Genomic DNA, 18,696 nt, shown 5'->3' with positions numbered 1-18,696 from the left:
TGTGTTGTTTTGAATAAATATATCAAATAATCAGAATAAAAACACCTCTGAGGGCGTGATACATACATCCAAGAGAATATCGTGCCATTCTGATTCAATTTGATCGATTGGATTAAAAAAATTTAAACCTACTTTCAAAACATCTGACTGCAGGGTACTTAAAAATCCATCATAATAACCCTTCCCATAACCAATTCTATTGCCATTTTTGTCACATGCCAATAAGGGTATCAAAACCAATTGTATTGGATCTGTAGAAACCACTTGTTTTTGACGTGGAATAGGAATGCCCCAGGAATCATGATCTAAATCCTGAATGTCGGTTAGGCAAACTGTTTCCAAAACTCCTGATTTTGTATCCAAAATCGACGTATATAATTCGTATCCTCCTAGAAGAAGTTCATCTATCAAAGGAAATATATTGACTTCTTTTAATTTCAAAATAGGCAAAAAAAGATGGATATGACAAAGTTGCTTTCTGTCATTTAAAAAATCACGGACTCTTTGTCGAATCTGAGTAGATAGGCTTTCGATCTCTTCCTCCTTAAGCTGTTTTCGCTTTTCTTTAAATAGTATTCGAATTTCTTCTTTAGTCATTTTCAGGCTTCAAAATCATAAAGTTAAAATCAAACGGATCAAATAATGCAAACAATTCCTCAATGAAATTCGGGTTTTCGAGATAGAATTTCATGAAATTCTCAACCCTTTCCTGAGGACTACCATTTGGATTGATATTTGCTTTTATCGCATCCATTCTGCCAATTTCAATCCTTAATCTTCTTTCTTCAGCTTTTCTCACTTTTCCGGAAAGATGGTCCATAATTTTACTTACTCGGACTTTTGCAGCTTCATAGGCAGATTTCAAGCTTTGATCAACCTCTGAAGCCTCGCTTCCTGCTGCTTCAAAAATTTGTGAAAGCTTTTCTTTTTCTTCTTTTAGAAAAATATCCAAACTTGATTTTTCTGCAACAAAATTTTTCTTCCAGGTTATATAATCACAGAATAAATCTTCATTCTTAAGATTCAAAGAATCCATTTTTTTGACAGTCAATGAATCTAAAACTAAAGCAAAGTTTCTTGGCATCACCGCTGGAAATACTTCTCCAAAATGATCAAATACACCCTTAAGTTGTAGCCAATAAATCACCTCAGCAGGTCCTCCCAAATAGGCAAGGTTGGGCAAAATCATTTCCTGATACAATGGTCTCAACACCACATTGGGACTAAACTTCTCTGGGCTGTTTTGAATCAAAGTTTTAATCTCTTCCTCCTCAAACTCCAACTCCGTATCTAACACATAATACCTATTATCCCGCTTCTCAATTCTTTCTCGGATTCCTTTTTCCATGTAGAAAAAATTGATTTCTCTTGGGAAAATCTGACTTTTGTAGCCCAAAGCTTCCAGTTTATCTGTTTGCTTCTGAGCTTTCTCGTTAGCCACGCCCGTTAAAATGTCTTGTTCTATGACAGGAATAAAAAGTTTTTTCAGTTCTGCATCATTTCCATCAACGATTACAAGCCCTTTTTCACCAAATAGATGATGAACATATTTTCTTACAGCCTCAGCCAGCGTTTTTGAACTTGAATATGCTTCTTTGAAAAAATCCGGAGCAAAACTCACCGACTTCATAAATTCCACAAAAGTTTTGTCTAACTCAAAATCTCCTACTGCGCCACTTTGATCCGAATTCCATTGATACTTTTTCCCATCAAGTTTGAAATAATTGATCTCGTCAAAATCATGATCTTCTGTTGCCATCCAATAAACTGGTACAAAATGATGCTTAGGGTATTTGTCTCCCAGCTGTTTGGCCAAATTGATCGTAGATACAATCTTATAAATAAAATATAGTGGCCCAGTAAATAAATTGAGCTGATGCCCTGTGGTAACTGTGAATGTATTCTCCTTCCCAAGACTTTCGATCTGTTTTGCAAAATCATCTGAGAGGTCTATTTTTTGATATTGGCTTTTCAGTGATTGAACCAGAATTTCTCTTTTTTCAGCAGTGAATCTTTTATTTTCTATCAACTTCCCGAAATTTTCAATTCTAGGGTATTGATTGTAAAAATCTCTTAATTCTGGTTTTTCTTGGATATAATCTAAAAATAATTGTGAGAATTGGCCTGTACAAGCTGGGTCTACTGTTGCCTTGATCATGGAAATATCGGGTTGAAAATGATGTTTATCAGTACAAGTTCAATAAACTTGTTTACAAAATATAAAGTTCGTGATTTTTTTTCTATTACAAGAGCGGTCGTTTCCCGTTTATTAAAATCAAAAATTATATAAGTCTGGCAATTCTACGCATTCTACCTTTGAGTATCAAAGCATAAAAAAATGAAAAAGAAAGAAATCCCTGTAGATGGAATGAGCTGTGCAGCATGTGCCATTTCCATTGAAAATACATTAAAGAATACCCCTGGAGTCAAAGTTGCCAATGTTAATTATGCCAACCACTCAGCAACTTTGGAATGGGAAGAAAAAGAAGTAAGCTTAGAAGATTTACAAAATCATGTACGATCAACTGGCTATGATCTTCTTATTGCGGATATCACGCAGGAAGAACTCGATGAAAAGCAAAAAGAAGCTTATCTTAAAGTCAAAAAGAAAACGCTGTACGCCGGGATTCTGGCATTGCCTGTCTTTCTGATTGGGATGTTTTGGATGCATATGCCTTATGGAAATTACATCATGTGGGCATTGACTACACCAATATTATTGGTTTTTGGCAATCAATTTTTCAAAAACGCCTGGAATCAGGCCAAGAATCTGACTGCAAATATGGACACCCTAGTTGCTATCAGTACAGGAATAGCCTATATATACAGTAGTTTCAATACATTTTTCCCAGAATACCTAAGTCAAAAGGGAATCGAACCACATGTCTATTTTGAAGCTGCTGCTGTCATTTTATTTTTTATTCTCTTGGGAAAAACCTTGGAAGCAGGCGCCAAAGCTGGAACAGGTGAAGCTCTCAGAAAATTGATGGGGCTTCAGCCAAATGATTTGACATTGCTGGAAAATGGCAATGAAATTATCAAGAAAACAGACGAAGTAAAACTAGGAGAAAAGGTTTTAATAAAACCTGGTCAAAAAATCCCCTTAGATGGTAAAATCATTGAAGGTGAATCTTATGTCAATGAAAATATGCTTACAGGAGAACCTATTCCTGTCTTGAAAGCTCTAGATTCCAAAGTTTTTGCAGGCACCATCAATCAATCTGGAAGCTTTGTCTTTGAGGTTGAAAAAATAAGTGCTAACACCTTATTATCTCAAATCATCAGTCGGGTGAAAGAAGCCCAAGGTTCCAAAGCGCCAGTTCAAAAACTGGTCGATAAAATCGCCTCTATTTTCGTCCCAGTAGTTTTGTTGATTGGATTGATTACGCTTTTGGTCTGGGGATTTAGCGGTGTGGAAGAACCTTGGCTTAGAGGTATGTTGGCTATGGTGACAGTATTTGTAATCGCTTGTCCATGCGCACTTGGACTTGCTACACCAACTGCCATCATTACTGCGATGGGACGAGGTGCCGAGATGGGCTTTTTGATCAAAGATGCCGAAAGCCTGGAAAAAGGAGTTAAAATAGACACCATCATCTTAGATAAAACAGGCACTATCACAGAAGGGAAGCCGAAAGTTTCCACCTTCCGACAAACTCAATATTATGATTCCTCTGACGCAAAAGCACTCTACAGTTTGGAAAAGAAAAGCGAACATCCGCTCGCCAGCGCAATATCAGCCTATTTGAATGAAGATTTGGTCATGATACAAAACTTCAAAAGCATCACGGGAAATGGTGTGACGGGAGATTTTGAAGGTCAATCGTACAAAATAGGAAATCTAAAATGGCTAAAAAATGAAGGACTTGAGATTGACGAAAGTCTAGAAGCTGAATCAAATCAAGCTTTGGAAGAAGGCGCTATTGTCGTCTTCGCTGCCAAAAACGAACAGATACTCGGCTTCTTCAAAATTGCTGATCAGATCAAAGAAAATTCCAAGCAAGCCATCAGCCGATTGCAAGAGATGGGCATAGAAGTTCACATGGTCACAGGCGATCAGCAAAAGACTGCTTCCTACATTGCATCACAAGTTGGCATAGACCAAGTGGCTGCAAGCATGCTTCCGCAAGACAAATCACAATACATCAAAACACTTCAAGCCAAAGGTAAAAAAGTCGCAATGGTTGGAGATGGAATCAATGATAGTGAAGCATTGAGTGTGGCAGACTTGAGCATCGCGATGGGACAGGGAACTGACATTGCCATGGATATTGCAGAAATCACATTGGTTCATTCTGATCTGAATCATATTCCTCAAGCACTCGGATTGACCAAAAAAACAGTGAAAATCATCCGACAGAATCTCTTTTGGGCATTTATCTATAATGTAATTGGAATTCCTTTGGCCGCGGGTGTGTTATTTCCTGCATTCGGATTCCTTCTCAATCCAATGATTGCTGGCGCTGCGATGGCTTTATCATCGGTTTCCGTCGTGACAAATAGTTTAAGATTAAGAAAATAATTGACTAAAAAATCAAAAAAATATGAAAACGCAACAATTCAAAACAAACGTAAAATGTGGAGCTTGTGTCGCTACGATCACTCCTGAAATGGAAAAAATAAATGACGCAACTTGGAAAGTGGATCTATCACATCCTGATCGCATTTTGACTGTAGAGGGAGATGTGGCAACCGAAACAATCATCGAAGCCATTGAAAAATCGGGATACAAAGCGGAAAGCTTTTAATCAAACAATTTTCAGTCATTTTACATTAATTGTTTAGCTTTGCTCAAAATAAGAATATGATTAACTACCAACAATTCGTATTGGATAATGGCTTGCAAGTGCTGGTTCATGAAGACCACAGCACCAAAATTGCTGTAGTCAACATCCTGTATAAAGTTGGCTCTAGAAACGAAATCGCTGGCAAAACTGGTCTTGCTCATTACTTCGAACACTTAATGTTTGGAGGCACGAAGCATGTTCCGGTATTTGATACAGCTTTGGAGAAAGTTGGCGGTTCTTGCAATGCATTCACAAATACTGACATCACCAATTATTACATCACTTTACCCGCAGTGAATATAGAAACTGCTTTTTGGCTGGAGTCTGAGAGAATGTTGCACTTAAGTTTGAGTGAAAAGACCATCGAAACACAAAGGAAAGTGGTTATTGAGGAATTCAAGCAGCGCTATCTCAACCAACCTTATGGAGATGTATTTCATCACCTCAGAGATTTGGCTTACGATAGACATCCTTATCAGTGGCCGACGATCGGAAAAGACATTGAAGATATCGTCAATTATAAAAAAGAGTTTGTAGAAGAGTTTTACTTCACCCACTACCGTCCTGACAATGCTGTCATGGTAGTTGCTGGAGATGTCACGCTAGACCAAATCAAAAAACTATCAGATAAGTGGTTTACTGATATCCCTTCTGGACAGATTCCTAAGAAAACCATCACAGAGGAACTCCCTCAAGTAAGTAAAAAAGCCATCACCATAGAAGCAGATGTCCCAACTGATGCACTTTACAAAGTATATCACATGCCGGGAAAATTGCAAGAAGGGTATTTGGAAGCTGATTTGATTACTGACATCCTAGGATTCGGCAGATCTTCGACACTCGAGCAACAACTTGTCAAAAACGGAAATATCTTCGCTTCAGTTGGCGGCTATATATTGGGCACAGTGGATCCGGGATTGATGGTATTTTCAGGAAAGATGGAAAAAGGTCAAAGTGCAGAGGCTGCTGAGAAAGCCTTGGACGAGGTGGTGGAAGAATTCAAAAAGAACACCATATCAGACAGCATCCTCCACAAAATAAGAAACCAAGCAGAAGCGATGAAAACTTATGAATCAATTCAGCTTTTGAACAGAGCGATGAGTTTGGCATATTATGCTCATTTGGGTAATCCTGATCTTCATGAATTGGATTATCAGAGAAAAATTCAAATCCCCTCAGAAAAGATATTAAAATGGGCAAATACAATTCTAAGAGAAGAAAACTCTTCTGTCATCTATTATAAGAGTAAAGCTTCGAGTTGAGGTTGAGGTGAGAAGTGAGACACAAGACATAAGACGTAAGATACAAGAAACATGCATTTTAGGTTCTGAAAAACCCCGAATGGGGTTGAACCTCTTGGAGAGAAAGAAAAAAGTATTAACTAATTTGGCTTAACAGAGAATTGTGAATCAAATCCTAACTCAAATAACATTGGAATAAAGAAGAAAAAATCACACGAATTAATAATTTTGAATAAAAATGGGAAAAATTAGAGTTGGATTCGGATATGATGTGCATCAGCTGAAAGAAGGCTACGACTTTTGGTTGGGCGGAATTCAAGTGCCGCATGAAAAAGGTGCTGTTGGTCATTCTGACGCAGATGTGCTAATCCATGTGATCTGTGATGCACTTTTAGGAGCAGCAAATATGAGAGACATTGGCTTCCATTTTTCAGATACAGACCCACAATACAAAGGAATAGACAGCAAAATCCTCTTAAAAGATGTCATGCTCTTGATTCGTGAGCAAGGTTATGAAGTGGGAAATATCGACACTACAATCTGCTTACAACTTCCTAAAGTCAATCCACATATTCCTGAAATGAAAAAATGTCTCGCAGAAGTAATGGGAATTGATGAAAATGATATTTCTATCAAGGCAACTACAACAGAAAAACTCGGTTTTGTAGGAAGGCAAGAGGGAGTTTCTGCCTACTGTGCAGTATTGATCGAAAAGAAATAAATATGGCAAAAGAAGTCAAAATCATCACAACCGAAGACGGTTCTCACTCCTTATTTCTACCTGAGATCAATGAAGCGTACCATTCTTTCCATGGTGCCTATCGGGAATCCGTACACGTCTTCATGCTATATGGATTAGAAAGTTGGTTTGCTCGAAACCAAGGAATTCAGCCGATCAGAATCTTCGAAGTGGGATTTGGAACAGGACTGAATGCTTGGCTTTCCCTTGTTTGGGCGGAGCAAAACAAAGTCCCTGTATTGTATCATAGCATCGAACCCTTCCCTTTGGAAGAGAAAATATACAGTCAGCTAAACTATACCAAGATCGATGAAACGATCATGCATTATGAGCCATTTTTCCAGATTATTCATCAAGAACCTTGGAATGAAGGAGGTGTAGTGACGGAATATTTCAACATGAAAAAAGACATTGTTGGGTTAGAAGAAACGCAACTTTACCCAACTGATGTTGTGTTTTTTGATGCTTTCGCACCCAATAAGCAACCTGAGTTATGGACAAAGGAAATCCTATCTAAAGTCGTCGATGCCATGAATCCAGGTGGAGTATTTGTCACCTATTCTGCAAAAGGCCAACTTAAAAGAGATTTACAAGAATTAGGTTTAACAGTAGAAACGCTGCCAGGACCTCCAGGAAAAAAAGAGATGACTAGGGCAATTAAAATCTGATTTATGGAGAGTAAACTCTTATTTAAATCTACCAAATATCAGCAAAGGAAGTGAAATAAGCTGGAAATACTGTAGAAATATGCCTTCGGCGAAATATGTAATTCGCTTGGATTTAAATATTTAAATTAAGCTTATTTCATCTTATCAAATCCTTCGACAAAAATACTTTCTATTTTTTCAATAGTCTTTTGAATTCCGTTTTCCTTATCTAATTCCAACTTAAGTTGAATGGCTTTTTCATACCTTTCTTCATTTGTCAAAAGGTCTTTGACTGATTCTAAGAAGCTTCTTTCTGTCATTTTGCCCAAAGGAACAGGCTTCACTGCCAACCCGATTTCGCAGGATACTTTTCCCCAAAATGCTTGGTCACCGATGGGATAAAGTATGGGACAAATCATAAAAGGCTTACCCGCACGAAGGCATTCCGATGTTGTACCTATACCTCCATGATGTATAATCGCTTTTACTCTCGGAAACAATTTTTCATAAGGAGCACTGTCAATTATTTTTATGTCGAAATTATTTTCAAGATTTTCCGTGGAGTCAAAACCCCAACCTTTGACTATAACAAACCTTACATTTAATTGAGTGGACAGCTTTAAGATCGCTTCTTGCAAATCAAATTTACATTTGAAAGGCATACTTCCGAAAGTAACAAGAAGTGGAGAATCTCCCTTCTCAAGAAACTCTTGTAGATCATCAGAAAGCTCCTCTTCTGTTTTTTCAAACCAAAATCCTGAGAATTGAGAAGAGTCGGGATAATCTTTTGGCCTTTGTAAAAATAACTCACTCAAATTATAAATATTCTTGACCTCAGGAACTTGGTATTTCTTCGGTAAATTGAAATTTGCCCTGAATTCTCCGATTGGCTTAGAAAGTAATTTGATACTTGCGTTTGCTAGTTTAAAGCTCAACCTATTCATGAATTTTGGAATGGGAATTCCGCTCAGTGCTGGATTTGCAAATTCTTTTGTGGGCTCTACAATAGGCAACAAAGATGCTCGAATCATCTTTTCAGGAAACTGATCTGCAAAAGCATCTGCCAAAGTTTTGACATGGTAAAGTACAATATCACTGTCTTTTGCCAAAGTGTAGAATATACTCAGTGAGTTTTTAATCAAGGGGTAAACCCATTTTTTCAGATTCCTTTTGATGGCGAACAGATTGGCTTTCATCATTTTCTTCCCTTCATCGGAAGCCAATACTTCTTGAAAGTCTGCTTCTACAGGTTGAAATCCAATTCCGTAAGAATTGACTAGGGATTCGAAGTTTTTTGCTGTGGATATAGTTACTTCATGACCTCTTGATTGGAGAGCCTTTCCTAAAACTGCATAAGGTTGAACATCTCCACGTGTACCCATTGTCAATATCGCAATCTTCATTTCTAGATATTTTAACTCATTAAAGACTCGATGACAAAATCAAAAAAACAAGCTACTTTTCATCCTCTTTTCTTTTTAAAATTGGCAGCTTCTTTGGTGGCTTTGCTTGTCCTAAACCAAGACTTCCTTTTAGTCCAGATAAAGTAGTTTTCCACCAATAATTGAAAATAAACTTTTCTGTATTCCGAGGTTCATAAATTGATCCTCGCACCGTATTTCTTGGAAATTTCCTTGGGTTGTTACTTTTCACAGCGAAGACATTTAATACAAATGTCAATATTTTCTTTCTTCCTAAACCTCTCTCAAGTGTTCTTTCATCTAGCAATTCGACATTAAGATCATTGTAAAGTAAAAGCATATTCCCTTGAGCTTCTTTATTATTCGCTGTAAATGACCATTCTCCACTTTGAACACTACCCTCCCTTATCCGAGCAAAAGCATTCGGTATCAAAATTGAGTTGATAGATTTCAAATCGAATTCCCCTATCTGAGCATTGATTTTCATAGGATAAGGATTGGCATAAGACATTTGTCCTTGAAGGTTGATTTGTGCTATACCATTCAGCTTAGCCATGGCAAGAAGATGTGCGTTTTTCAATTCATAGTCTGCGGGATTTTTTCCTAAATGAAAAGGGTAAAACGCTGCGTAGAGTTCTGAAAAATAAATTTTTCCAGGAACAAGACCTTTTTCAGGAAATTCCACGTAGCTTATTTTTCCATTTATCAGCTGCAATGTGTCTATTTTTGCCACTACACCAACTTGTTTCATCAATTCCTGAGGCATGAATTTATAAACCCCTTTCTGTTCAGGAAAACGTTTGTCTCTGTAAATCGTGGCTTCCAGATCCAAAACTTCCAGCAAAACTGCACTTAGCTCTTGATTTTCAATTAAAAGCAGTAAATCAGGACGGTGAATGATTACCTCAGGAACAAAAAGTTCTATCACATCCACTTCATGACCAATTTGCCTCGTATATGAAAACCTCCCCATTCTTGGTTTCATGATGACATTCTGAAGTGAGATTTTTTCATTTGAAATGGTCGCTAATCCAATTTCTATAACATTCAAACTGTCTTTGGTATAAAGCTTATAATTCGGAAGTTTCAATAAAAAAGACTTATCAAGGAGGTCTAACTTATCAAAACCCGACATCTCTGAAAGGTTAAATCTAAGTTCATCAAGGGTAATATCGAGGTTCTTAAAATGCTGTGGATTCTTTGAAGCATTTTTATCAAAAAAAGCCAAATTCCCTTCCACAATCTCAAACTCATCAATTCTGATCGTTTCTAAGACGGATTTTAATTCCTCTTCTGGATCTTTATTGGTTTTTTCATTCTTAATCTCATCTAAAAAAATCTCAATATCCGGCCTGAACAATCTCAATTCACTTATCCATAAATCTTTCCGCATTTGAATATCCGCAAGTGCAGAAGTCTTTATCAAAGCTGTTGGGATATGTCCAGAGACTACAGGAACTCCTGGCTTACCTGAAAGAGAATTTGGAATGATCCTTAAATTATTGAGCAAAATCCCTTCATATCTGGTATCCAACTCTACTTTAGAAAAGGTCACTCTATGTACACTATCTGAAAGTGTCAGCCAAAATTCATCTATATCTAATGCAAGCCCTCCAAAAAATCCAGACACATCACCCTTTGCCAAGACCGTAGAGTCCAACATAAAATCAAAAATTGAAAGATTTATACCTGTATTGACCAATTCACTACGATTTCCTTGTTCTTGATATGATAGACTGAAATTGGCATTTTCAGCAGAAACTGTATCGATATCAATGATGTTGATGGTTTTAGGCAAAACGCGCTCTCTGTTTTTATTTCGAGCATCATTCTCTTCATTCTCAAAATCTCTATCTACAAGAATATTTACAGAAGAACCAGAGAATTTCACCTTACTCAAACTTAGGTTATTCTCAAAAAGAAAAGATTCCAAATCAACTCCAGTAAAAGACAAGGCCGGAATTTCGGCTGAAATTTGAGTTTTAAAATCTGCTCCTAAACTCGGCGTCAACCTCACGTTTGATGTGATGATTTCTTCTCTTGAGGTATTGAAATTTATCCTATCCGCTACAATATTGTAGCGTCCATTTGCGATGCTGAACACATAGTTGTTCAAACTCAAATCTACTTCTTCAGAAAAAAATGATCTAAAATCATTCGAATCAGTATTTTGGTCTATAAAGAAGTTTTTGACAGCAATACTTACATTATCTTCAGCAAATGTTCTTAGCCTATCTCTTATGTAATTTTCATAGTTTAGGCTTCCTTTTATCAAAATCAAAGAATCTACAGACACTTCTGTGAAATAATTCTCTAATAAATTCAAAAGCTCTTCCTTCTCAACTTTTTCATCATTTTCTTCATCTTTTGATCGATAAGTATAAATATTGATTTTAGGAGAGGGAATGCGAATTTCGTCAATGTTCAACTTTTTATTGAAATAAGCCTCAGAAATATCGACTCCATTTGCAGTAAATTTGGGCACATAAATATCCAAAGCGGTGTGCTTATCATATCTATCCAATGAAGATTGAATTTGATTTGGTGTAAATGGACGAATAGAAAACCCATCTATTTGAACTTGGGCGGATTTGGTATCTAAGAAAAGTCTATCAGCTTTGAAAACATGGAGATTATCCGCCAATTTCAAAGCATAATCTATCAGCTCAATTTGTAATTCCTCCGCAAAAAATATGTTGCTCCTTTCAAAATTATCAACTGCATCATCTAGCGCAAATTTCTCCAGAACGAAACTAACTTTCCCAAAAGAAAGACTGTCTTGTCTGATTCTTAAATTATTATCTACTACCAATGACCCTTCATTCACTTCAAATCGATCAATATATATCGCTTTGAGAAAGTCCTCTGTCAAATCCTGTAGATCAAAAGGTTTGCTTGGCTGTTCATTTCCTTGAATATCCCTCAGAATTATTTCTGGCTGATTGATGAATACCTCTTGAATATCAATTATTCCTTCATTATAAATTTTCCTTAGATCCGCGTCATTCAATTGCAATTCTGGAATATTGATTTCAAATAAAGTAAGATCCTCATCCAAAGAATCATTTTCTACAGGCCGAATATTAACACCTGTGATTTCGATTCCATCAGTAAAGGATGACAATGAGACAAATTCACTTTTGATCATGTGAACCTTATCACCTAGTGCCACCTCCACATCTCGAAGCTCTAAAGCCGCATCTTGTGCATAAAAAAATTGATTGATTTTCCGCTTTTCATTTGGCCCCACATAGACATCCTGCATCATAAAATCTATCTGATTAGCCTTAATTCTATGATTTGACTGATCTTTATAGTCTCTCTGAATAAATTTCCCTTCTATAATTTGAAGATCTTTGATTTCAATCGAACCTAAGATTCCTTCGATCAATTCATATAAATCAAAAATGCCTTTGTCAGATTTCTGCTGCACTCCAGCTGAGTAAAGGCTAAACTCAGGTTTAAAAAGCATCAACTCTCCAACATCTACCTCAGAAGTATAAAACACCTTATTGATGTCTGCTTCGGTAAGATTCAGGTCTTCCAATTTTACCTCAAAATAATTTGTCGATTTTTGGCTCAAATCCGGTACAATATCAAACTTTTGTACTTTGATAAATTGCTCTAAAGATGAAATATGAACTTCAGAAGCTCGAACAGTGTGTACAGAATCTGCCAATAAGATTTCGAAATTTTCTAGGTCCAAAGCAAATCCTTCAGCATTGAAAGGTGTCTCAGGGTCACGTTTTTTTAAAAGCTGAATATCTTTTACATGAACATGGGCATTATCTACCTGAATCGCTCGCTGGGAAATGAAATTTTTTAAAAGTAAATCGGCATCGTCAACATAAAGATTTTTAACTCGAATTTCTTCCAAGCCCATATCCCCAAAAGTCTTCTTAATTTCTTCTTCAAGGAGCTTCAGAGCAGAAGTCTCACCTTCTTTAAACATTTCTTCCAACTCATCTTCAAGTCTAAATTCGATAGAAGGGCTTGTCAAATTGATCGCCCCAAGTTGAAGCTCTTTCTTTCTGAAAAGATAATTGAGTCGAGTAATGGAGATTTCTGGAGCTGAAATTTTGTAATAAGGGATGTCTGTCAATTCTGCAAAAGCTTCTTCTACAGGAATTAGGGAGAAACCTTTTAAAATCACCCCTCGCTGAAAAAGTGAGATGTAGAATTTATCAAAACCAATTTCGTACTTCTCTCCGGAAGCTTCACTGACTTTTTGCTTCAAATAGCTCCGAAGAAAAAAGTCGGAAGTGAAATAAATGACCACTTGCAAAAACAACAAAATAGACAAACCAATCACAAGCGGCTTGAGAAATCTCAACCTTTCCCTCTTTGATCTTTTTGCTTCTTTTTTTGCTTGACTCATAGTACTCTCTACTAAAGTAAAAGTAATACAAATCATGTGCAAAAGAAGAATTTGCTCGATTTATCGACGTCGAATACTGCTAATTTTTCATAAAAAAAGCTATGAAATATAATTCCATAGCTTAGTCAATTAACAATAAACCCAAAATAACCTGCTGATTGATAAGGATTCGAACCTCTTTCTAAAATTTAAGAACTGTGACCGACTCACTTCAAACAGTAGAAAGAATCTTTTTTTCTTTCTTATTACTCTACAAAGATACGCACCAAATTTTATTCTTGAAAATATTACAACTTATTAGCTAAAAATTTACATTAAATTTAATTTTAAAGCTCTATTTATGAATGATCAATAATTATAACGATTGCGAAAATTCAATTATTGAAAACTTGATAACGTAAATCTAGTTTCCTATTGATGATATAAGAATATTTTCCTAATTTTTTATAAATATTAAAATAAATCGCTCAAATTTTATTAATTATTAAAATTCAGACACTAATAAGGGAGATTTCACCTTCTAAAGTAAAAATGTTTGGTTTTTTATCAATTTTCATAGATTACGTACTGTTCCCATTTCTCTAAGACTGTTCTAAAATCCTCTGGAAGTGGCGCTTCAAAATACATTCTTTCCTTGGTGATCGGATGTACAAAGCCAAGTGATTTTGCATGTAGTGCTTGTCTAGGAATTATTTTGAAACAGTTATCAATAAAGGATTTGTACTTTGAAAACTGTGTCCCCTTTCTGATTTTATCTCCTCCGTACATGGCATCATTGAAAAGTGGATGTCCAATATGCTTCATATGTGCACGGATTTGATGTGTCCTTCCTGTTTCCAAATTACATTGGATCAACGACACATAGCGCAATCTTTTAATCACTGCATAATGGGTAATTGCATGTTTCCCTTCACTTCCATCAGGAAATGCAGCCATCACTTTTCTATCTTTTGCACTGCGGCCTACGTGGGCATTGATTGTACCTTCGTCTTCCTGAGGTTCTCCCCAAACCAAGGCAATGTAAGTTCTGTCTATAGTGTGATGAAAAAATTGATTTGCCAAATCAGTCATCGCTACTTCTGATTTAGCAATGACAAGCAATCCCGACGTGTCTTTATCTATTCTATGAACCAAGCCCGGCCTACCGCTATTTCCTGGCAGTTCTGGCAATTGATTGAAATAATGTACAAGTCCATTTACCAAAGTACCTGTCCAGTTGCCATGGGCAGGATGAACGACCATTCCAGCAGGCTTATTGATGATCAAAAGGTATTCATCCTCAAAAATAATATCCAAAGGAATTTCTTCTGGTATTACTTCGGAATGCATTACTGGCTTTTCAAGATAGACTTTGATTTCATCCAAAGGCTTGATTTTATAATTAGACTTGACGGTTTTCCCATTAACCAAAACATGCCCATTATCTATAGCTACCTGAACCTTGTTCCTAGTGGAATTAGCAATCCGATCTGTCAAAAACTTATCTATCCTCAGTAAAGACTGCTTTTTGTCAATATTGAAACTGTAATGCTCAAAAAGCTCAACTTCCTCTTCATCGAAGTTTTCTAATTCAAATTCCTCTGCCATGGCGCAAAAGTAAGGCTTGTTTCACAAAGTTTCGGATATTTACTCATATAAAAACCTTTGCCATGCTCACACCACAATCAATCAGCAATCAAAAAATCAATTACCCACTCTGGGAAGATAGAGGTATAGAAGTTTGGATCAAGCGCTTAGATCAGGTTCATCCACTAGCCTCAGGTAACAAATTTTTCAAACTTAAATACAATCTTGAAAGAGCGATTTCCGAGAATCATGACACCATATTAACGTTTGGAGGCGCATATTCCAATCATATTTATGCCACCGCTGCAGCAGCAAAATCTTTAGGTTTGCATAGCATTGGGATCATTCGAGGAGAAGAAACTTTACCTCTCAACCCAACGCTCGCATCTGCCAAAGAAAATGGGATGAGGGTCGATTATGTTGATAGAGAAGCATATCGAAGAAAAACTGAACCGGAATTTCTTCAAGCACTCCAAGAAAAATTTGGCAATTTCTATCTTATTCCAGAAGGAGGAAATAATGCTGAAGCCATCAAAGGAACGAGTGAGATTTTGGAAGAAAAAGACTCCGAATTCACACACATAACATGCTCCATCGGCACAGGAGGAACTTTTACAGGGCTTGTCAATTCTATCGAAGAGCAGCAGACATTGTTGGGTTTTTCTTCTTTGAAGGGAGATTTTATCCATGAAGAAATCAAAAATCTACTTAAAAGTCATCAAGTAGTTTCGAAAGGGAAATACCAGATTTTGGATCAATTTCACTTTGGTGGCTATGGAAAAGTCAATGCGGATTTAATTGAATTTGTAAAATGGTTTTACAAAGAATTTGAGATTGTACTAGAGCCTATTTATACTGGGAAAATGATTTATGGTTTGTTTGAAATGATCAAAAATAAAACAATAGAAAGTAATTCTAAAATTTTGATCATTCACACAGGAGGGCTCCAGGGTTTGGCCGGATTCAACCATCGTTTTGGCACTTCCTTGCCACTTTGATCAAGATTTCAATATATAATAATCTTCAATCTCTTGTGGTACGATTTGAATGACATTGGCGAGCACTAATCTTACCAATGTTTTTGAAGCAAGAAACTTGGGTAATTTGGCTAAAAATGCAAATTCTTTTACTGTAATTTTTCCTTTTTCTGCCAAAGCTTGCATTAGGATAGTTTCTTTTTGACCGTAGGTAAAAACAATATCCTTGGGATTCTTGCCTCTTCGCAAGATCTCCCAAACCTCTTTACTTGCTTGCACGGTTTTATCTTTTACACGAATAAAAGCCTTTTTCTTTTCTCCTTCTTTGATGTAATGTGGTCTTAAGATGGATTTGGGAATTTGAAAGACTGCTACGCCTTTCTTTGGGTTCATTTTGAAAAATTTGACTTCATACTCTAATTCAGGGAGAATCAATTCCTTGATCGCTTTTTCCATCACAAAAATCTCCTCTTCGATAAATCGCTGACCACTCACCGTTCCATCGTCATCAACTCCAAGCAATAAAACCCCACCTTCTGTATTTGCCAAAGCAACAATTTCACGCACAATTTTTTCAGGATAGGCAGCTTTCTTCTTGAACTCGATCCTCAAGCCCTCGCCCTGCTGTGCATATCTCTGAATTTCTTGCAATGTCATATTGAATTTATTTTTGGAAAAAAGATGGATGCAAAGAAAATAGATTGTCTATAAATTCAGGAAGTAAAATCCATGGCAATTGAAGATTTAACCACCTCCTCGGACAATCTCCAGTCTCATTCGCCACAGCGGGCAAGTCGTCTCATATCTAGTTTCTCTTCTCTAGTTTTTCCTCTTGTCTCTTGCTTCTTGTCTCTTACTTTTCACTTCTTCACTCCCCTCTCCATATCGGCAAGTCTATTTTTCATTCCTTGCCATTCGTCTCTTAGGCGTGCAGCTTCCATAAAGTTCAACTCTTTTGCTGCTTTTTCCATTTGCTTTTGAGTGGAAGCAATAAGTTTTTCAAGTTTCTCTTTACTCAGATATTGTACCAATGGGTCAGCTGCTACCATTGCTTCGAGTTCAAGGTTTTCTTGGTAAAGCTTCGCATTTTTCTTGCTGTCAGCAACCTTGGTTTGTCCCATGATTTTTTCACGAGATTTAAGGATTGTTTTTGGTACTATTCCATGCTTTTCATTGTATTCCATCTGAACGCCTCGACGCCTTTTTGTTTCATCGATTGCCAACTTCATAGAATCAGTAACTTTATCTGCATACATGATTACACGGCCATTTTCGTTTCTTGCTGCACGACCTATGGTCTGAACCAAACTCCTTTCATTTCTCAAAAAGCCCTCTTTGTCCGCATCCAAAATAGCCACTAAAGAAACCTCCGGCAAATCCAACCCTTCTCTCAACAAGTTCACCCCTACCAATACATCAAAAATTCCCAAACGAAGCTCCCTTAAAATCTCCACCCTATCTAAAGGCTTCACTTCTGAATGGATATATCTGCTTTTTACACCCGTTCGTTCAAGATATTTTTGGAGTTCCTCTGCCATTCTTTTGGTTAACGTAGTCACTAAAACCCTAGCATCAGTCTTGATGGTTTGGTCAATTTCTTCCAACAAATCATCAATCTGATTCGCACTTGGCCTCACCTCAATCAATGGATCAAGCAAGCCTGTTGGTCGAATAATTTGTTCAACCACTATTCCTTCGCTTTGGGCCAATTCATAATCAGCTGGCGTAGCACTTACATAGATGACTTGATTGGTCAAACTTTCAAATTCATCAAACTTCAATGGTCTATTATCCAAGGCCGACGGCAATCTAAAACCGTAATCTACCAAGTTCACTTTTCTAGATCTATCACCTCCCCACATTGCACGAACTTGCGGCACAGTAACGTGACTTTCATCGATCACCAACAAGAAATCATCAGGAAAATAATCCAACAAACAGAAAGGACGTGTTCCCGGCATTCTTCGATCAAAATATCGCGAATAGTTCTCCACTCCCGAACAGTATCCAAGCTCTCTGATCATTTCCAAGTCAAACTCTGTCCGTTCTTTTAATCGCTTGGCCTCTATCAATTTCATGTCCTTTTCAAAAAATGAAACCTGAGCCATCATGTCATCCTGAATTTCATTGATGGCAGTATCGATGACATCTCTGCCTGTTACGAAAAGGTTGGCTGGAAAAATAGAGATAATTTTTTCATCAGAAATCTTCTTTCCAGTTGCAGGGTCAACTCTCTGTATAGCCTCAATTTCATCACCCCAAAAGAAAATTCTGTAAGCAAAATCAGCATAGGCAACAAAAATGTCAACAGTATCCCCTTTCACTCTGAATGTACCATGGGTGAGGTCATTATTGGTTCGGCTGTACAGAATATCGACCAATTTAAAGAGCAATTGATTCCTTGGAATTCTATCTCCTTCCTGAAGTCGGATAACATTTTTGGCAAACTCTTCTGGATTTCCAATACCATAAATACAAGAAACAGATGCCACTACAATCACGTCTCGTCTCCCGGATAATAATGCTGAAGTAGCACTTAATCGCAGTTTTTCAATTTCTTCATTGATCGAAAGATCCTTTTCAATATAGGTTCCACTCGTCGGAATAAAAGCTTCTGGCTGATAATAATCGTAATACGAAATAAAGTATTCGACAGAATTCTCTGGAAAAAATTGCTTGAACTCTCCGTACAATTGCGCTGCAAGTGTCTTGTTATGACTCAAAACCAAAGTGGGTTTTTGGACTTGCTGAATCACATTGGCTATGGTGAAGGTTTTGCCAGAACCTGTCACACCTAAAAGAACCTGAGCTGGATCGCCCTCATTTACTCCATGAACCAATTGTTCAATGGCAACAGGCTGATCTCCGGTAGGTTTGTACTCTGATTGTAAGTTAAAATCCATGTTGTCTTTGCGCTATCAATGCTTAACAAGGAAAGCC

Annotated in this window: 13 protein-coding genes; 6 read left to right on the top strand and 7 right to left on the bottom strand. The window is 37.0% G+C overall.

What is annotated here, in order from left to right:
• Positions 1-30 precede the first annotated feature (30 nt).
• Together BELBA_RS06565 and bshC are read right to left on the bottom strand one after the other, a co-directional pair.
• Positions 31-597 (bottom strand): 5-formyltetrahydrofolate cyclo-ligase, encoded by a 567-nt coding sequence (locus tag BELBA_RS06565; protein WP_014771955.1) that lies wholly within the window; start codon positions 595-597, stop codon positions 31-33.
• Positions 590-2,158, bottom strand: coding sequence for a bacillithiol biosynthesis cysteine-adding enzyme BshC (gene bshC / locus BELBA_RS06560; RefSeq protein ID WP_014771954.1), 1,569 nt, complete (start codon positions 2,156-2,158; stop codon positions 590-592). The genes BELBA_RS06565 and bshC overlap by 8 nt, the downstream gene beginning before the upstream one ends.
• A gap of 180 nt (positions 2,159-2,338) precedes the next feature.
• Here bshC and BELBA_RS06555 point away from each other — a divergent pair, with 180 nt between their 5' ends.
• The 5 genes from BELBA_RS06555 to mnmC2 all read left to right on the top strand — a co-directional run bounded on the left by BELBA_RS06555 (position 2,339) and on the right by mnmC2 (position 7,435).
• Positions 2,339-4,522: a heavy metal translocating P-type ATPase gene (locus BELBA_RS06555; protein WP_014771953.1), complete on the top strand. Its 2,184-nt coding sequence runs from the start codon at positions 2,339-2,341 to the stop codon at positions 4,520-4,522.
• Positions 4,523-4,544: 22 nt separating this feature from the next.
• Positions 4,545-4,748 carry a heavy-metal-associated domain-containing protein gene (locus BELBA_RS06550; protein WP_014771952.1) on the top strand — a complete coding sequence of 68 codons (204 nt, stop codon included), beginning with the start codon at positions 4,545-4,547 and terminating at the stop codon, positions 4,746-4,748.
• A 56-nt stretch (positions 4,749-4,804) separates the two neighbouring features.
• The gene (locus BELBA_RS06545; protein ID WP_014771951.1) at positions 4,805-6,049 is read left to right on the top strand and encodes a M16 family metallopeptidase; all 1,245 of its coding nucleotides are present in this window, start codon (positions 4,805-4,807) and stop codon (positions 6,047-6,049) included.
• 217 nt (positions 6,050-6,266) lie between these two features.
• Positions 6,267-6,749, top strand: a complete 483-nt coding sequence (gene ispF / locus BELBA_RS06540; RefSeq protein WP_014771950.1) for a 2-C-methyl-D-erythritol 2,4-cyclodiphosphate synthase — start codon at positions 6,267-6,269, stop codon at positions 6,747-6,749.
• Positions 6,750-6,751: 2 nt separating this feature from the next.
• On the top strand, positions 6,752-7,435 hold the full coding sequence (mnmC2, locus tag BELBA_RS06535) for a tRNA (5-methylaminomethyl-2-thiouridine)(34)-methyltransferase MnmC2 (RefSeq protein WP_014771949.1): 684 nt from the start codon (positions 6,752-6,754) through the stop codon (positions 7,433-7,435).
• Positions 7,436-7,566: 131 nt separating this feature from the next.
• Here the strand turns inward: mnmC2 and BELBA_RS06530 are convergent, their stop codons facing one another.
• The 3 genes from BELBA_RS06530 to BELBA_RS06520 all read right to left on the bottom strand — a co-directional run bounded on the left by BELBA_RS06530 (position 7,567) and on the right by BELBA_RS06520 (position 14,800).
• Positions 7,567-8,817 (bottom strand): glycosyltransferase, encoded by a 1,251-nt coding sequence (locus BELBA_RS06530; protein ID WP_014771948.1) that lies wholly within the window; start codon positions 8,815-8,817, stop codon positions 7,567-7,569.
• 52 nt (positions 8,818-8,869) lie between these two features.
• Positions 8,870-13,213: an AsmA family protein gene (locus tag BELBA_RS06525; RefSeq protein WP_041779262.1), complete on the bottom strand. Its 4,344-nt coding sequence runs from the start codon at positions 13,211-13,213 to the stop codon at positions 8,870-8,872.
• A gap of 546 nt (positions 13,214-13,759) precedes the next feature.
• Entirely contained in the window at positions 13,760-14,800 is a 1,041-nt protein-coding gene (locus tag BELBA_RS06520) for an RluA family pseudouridine synthase (RefSeq protein WP_014771946.1), read from the bottom strand.
• Between the two features lie 62 nt (positions 14,801-14,862).
• On the opposite strand from BELBA_RS06520, the gene BELBA_RS06515 reads away from it, so the two are divergent.
• The gene (locus BELBA_RS06515) at positions 14,863-15,777 is read left to right on the top strand and encodes a 1-aminocyclopropane-1-carboxylate deaminase/D-cysteine desulfhydrase (RefSeq protein ID WP_014771945.1); all 915 of its coding nucleotides are present in this window, start codon (positions 14,863-14,865) and stop codon (positions 15,775-15,777) included.
• Here BELBA_RS06515 and BELBA_RS06510 read toward each other — a convergent pair whose 3' ends face one another.
• Both BELBA_RS06510 and uvrB read right to left on the bottom strand, forming a co-directional pair.
• Positions 15,778-16,413 carry an AlbA family DNA-binding domain-containing protein gene (locus tag BELBA_RS06510; RefSeq protein WP_014771944.1) on the bottom strand — a complete coding sequence of 212 codons (636 nt, stop codon included), beginning with the start codon at positions 16,411-16,413 and terminating at the stop codon, positions 15,778-15,780.
• 203 nt (positions 16,414-16,616) lie between these two features.
• Positions 16,617-18,659: an excinuclease ABC subunit UvrB gene (gene uvrB, locus BELBA_RS06505; RefSeq protein WP_014771943.1), complete on the bottom strand. Its 2,043-nt coding sequence runs from the start codon at positions 18,657-18,659 to the stop codon at positions 16,617-16,619.
• Positions 18,660-18,696 lie beyond the last annotated feature (37 nt).

Origin of the sequence: Belliella baltica DSM 15883 (assembly GCF_000265405.1) — a bacterium.
Classification (GTDB): domain Bacteria; phylum Bacteroidota; class Bacteroidia; order Cytophagales; family Cyclobacteriaceae; genus Belliella; species Belliella baltica.
This window is presented reverse-complemented; position numbering and strand designations above follow the sequence as displayed.

Bases quoted from the DNA above. Each gene is read 5' to 3' on its own strand.
- BELBA_RS06510 (WP_014771944.1), bottom strand. From the start codon at position 16,413: ATGACATTGCAAGAAATTCAGAGATATGCACAGCAGGGCGAGGGCTTG.
- mnmC2 (WP_014771949.1), top strand. From the start codon at position 6,752: ATGGCAAAAGAAGTCAAAATCATCACAACCGAAGACGGTTCTCACTCC.
- BELBA_RS06520 (WP_014771946.1), bottom strand. From the start codon at position 14,800: ATGGCAGAGGAATTTGAATTAGAAAACTTCGATGAAGAGGAAGTTGAG.
- ispF (WP_014771950.1), top strand. From the start codon at position 6,267: ATGGGAAAAATTAGAGTTGGATTCGGATATGATGTGCATCAGCTGAAA.
- BELBA_RS06545 (WP_014771951.1), top strand. From the start codon at position 4,805: ATGATTAACTACCAACAATTCGTATTGGATAATGGCTTGCAAGTGCTG.
- BELBA_RS06550 (WP_014771952.1), top strand. From the start codon at position 4,545: ATGAAAACGCAACAATTCAAAACAAACGTAAAATGTGGAGCTTGTGTC.
- BELBA_RS06515 (WP_014771945.1), top strand. From the start codon at position 14,863: ATGCTCACACCACAATCAATCAGCAATCAAAAAATCAATTACCCACTC.
- BELBA_RS06530 (WP_014771948.1), bottom strand. From the start codon at position 8,817: ATGAAGATTGCGATATTGACAATGGGTACACGTGGAGATGTTCAACCT.
- BELBA_RS06555 (WP_014771953.1), top strand. From the start codon at position 2,339: ATGAAAAAGAAAGAAATCCCTGTAGATGGAATGAGCTGTGCAGCATGT.
- uvrB (WP_014771943.1), bottom strand. From the start codon at position 18,659: ATGGATTTTAACTTACAATCAGAGTACAAACCTACCGGAGATCAGCCT.
- BELBA_RS06525 (WP_041779262.1), bottom strand. From the start codon at position 13,213: ATGAGTCAAGCAAAAAAAGAAGCAAAAAGATCAAAGAGGGAAAGGTTG.
- BELBA_RS06565 (WP_014771955.1), bottom strand. From the start codon at position 597: ATGACTAAAGAAGAAATTCGAATACTATTTAAAGAAAAGCGAAAACAG.
- bshC (WP_014771954.1), bottom strand. From the start codon at position 2,158: ATGATCAAGGCAACAGTAGACCCAGCTTGTACAGGCCAATTCTCACAA.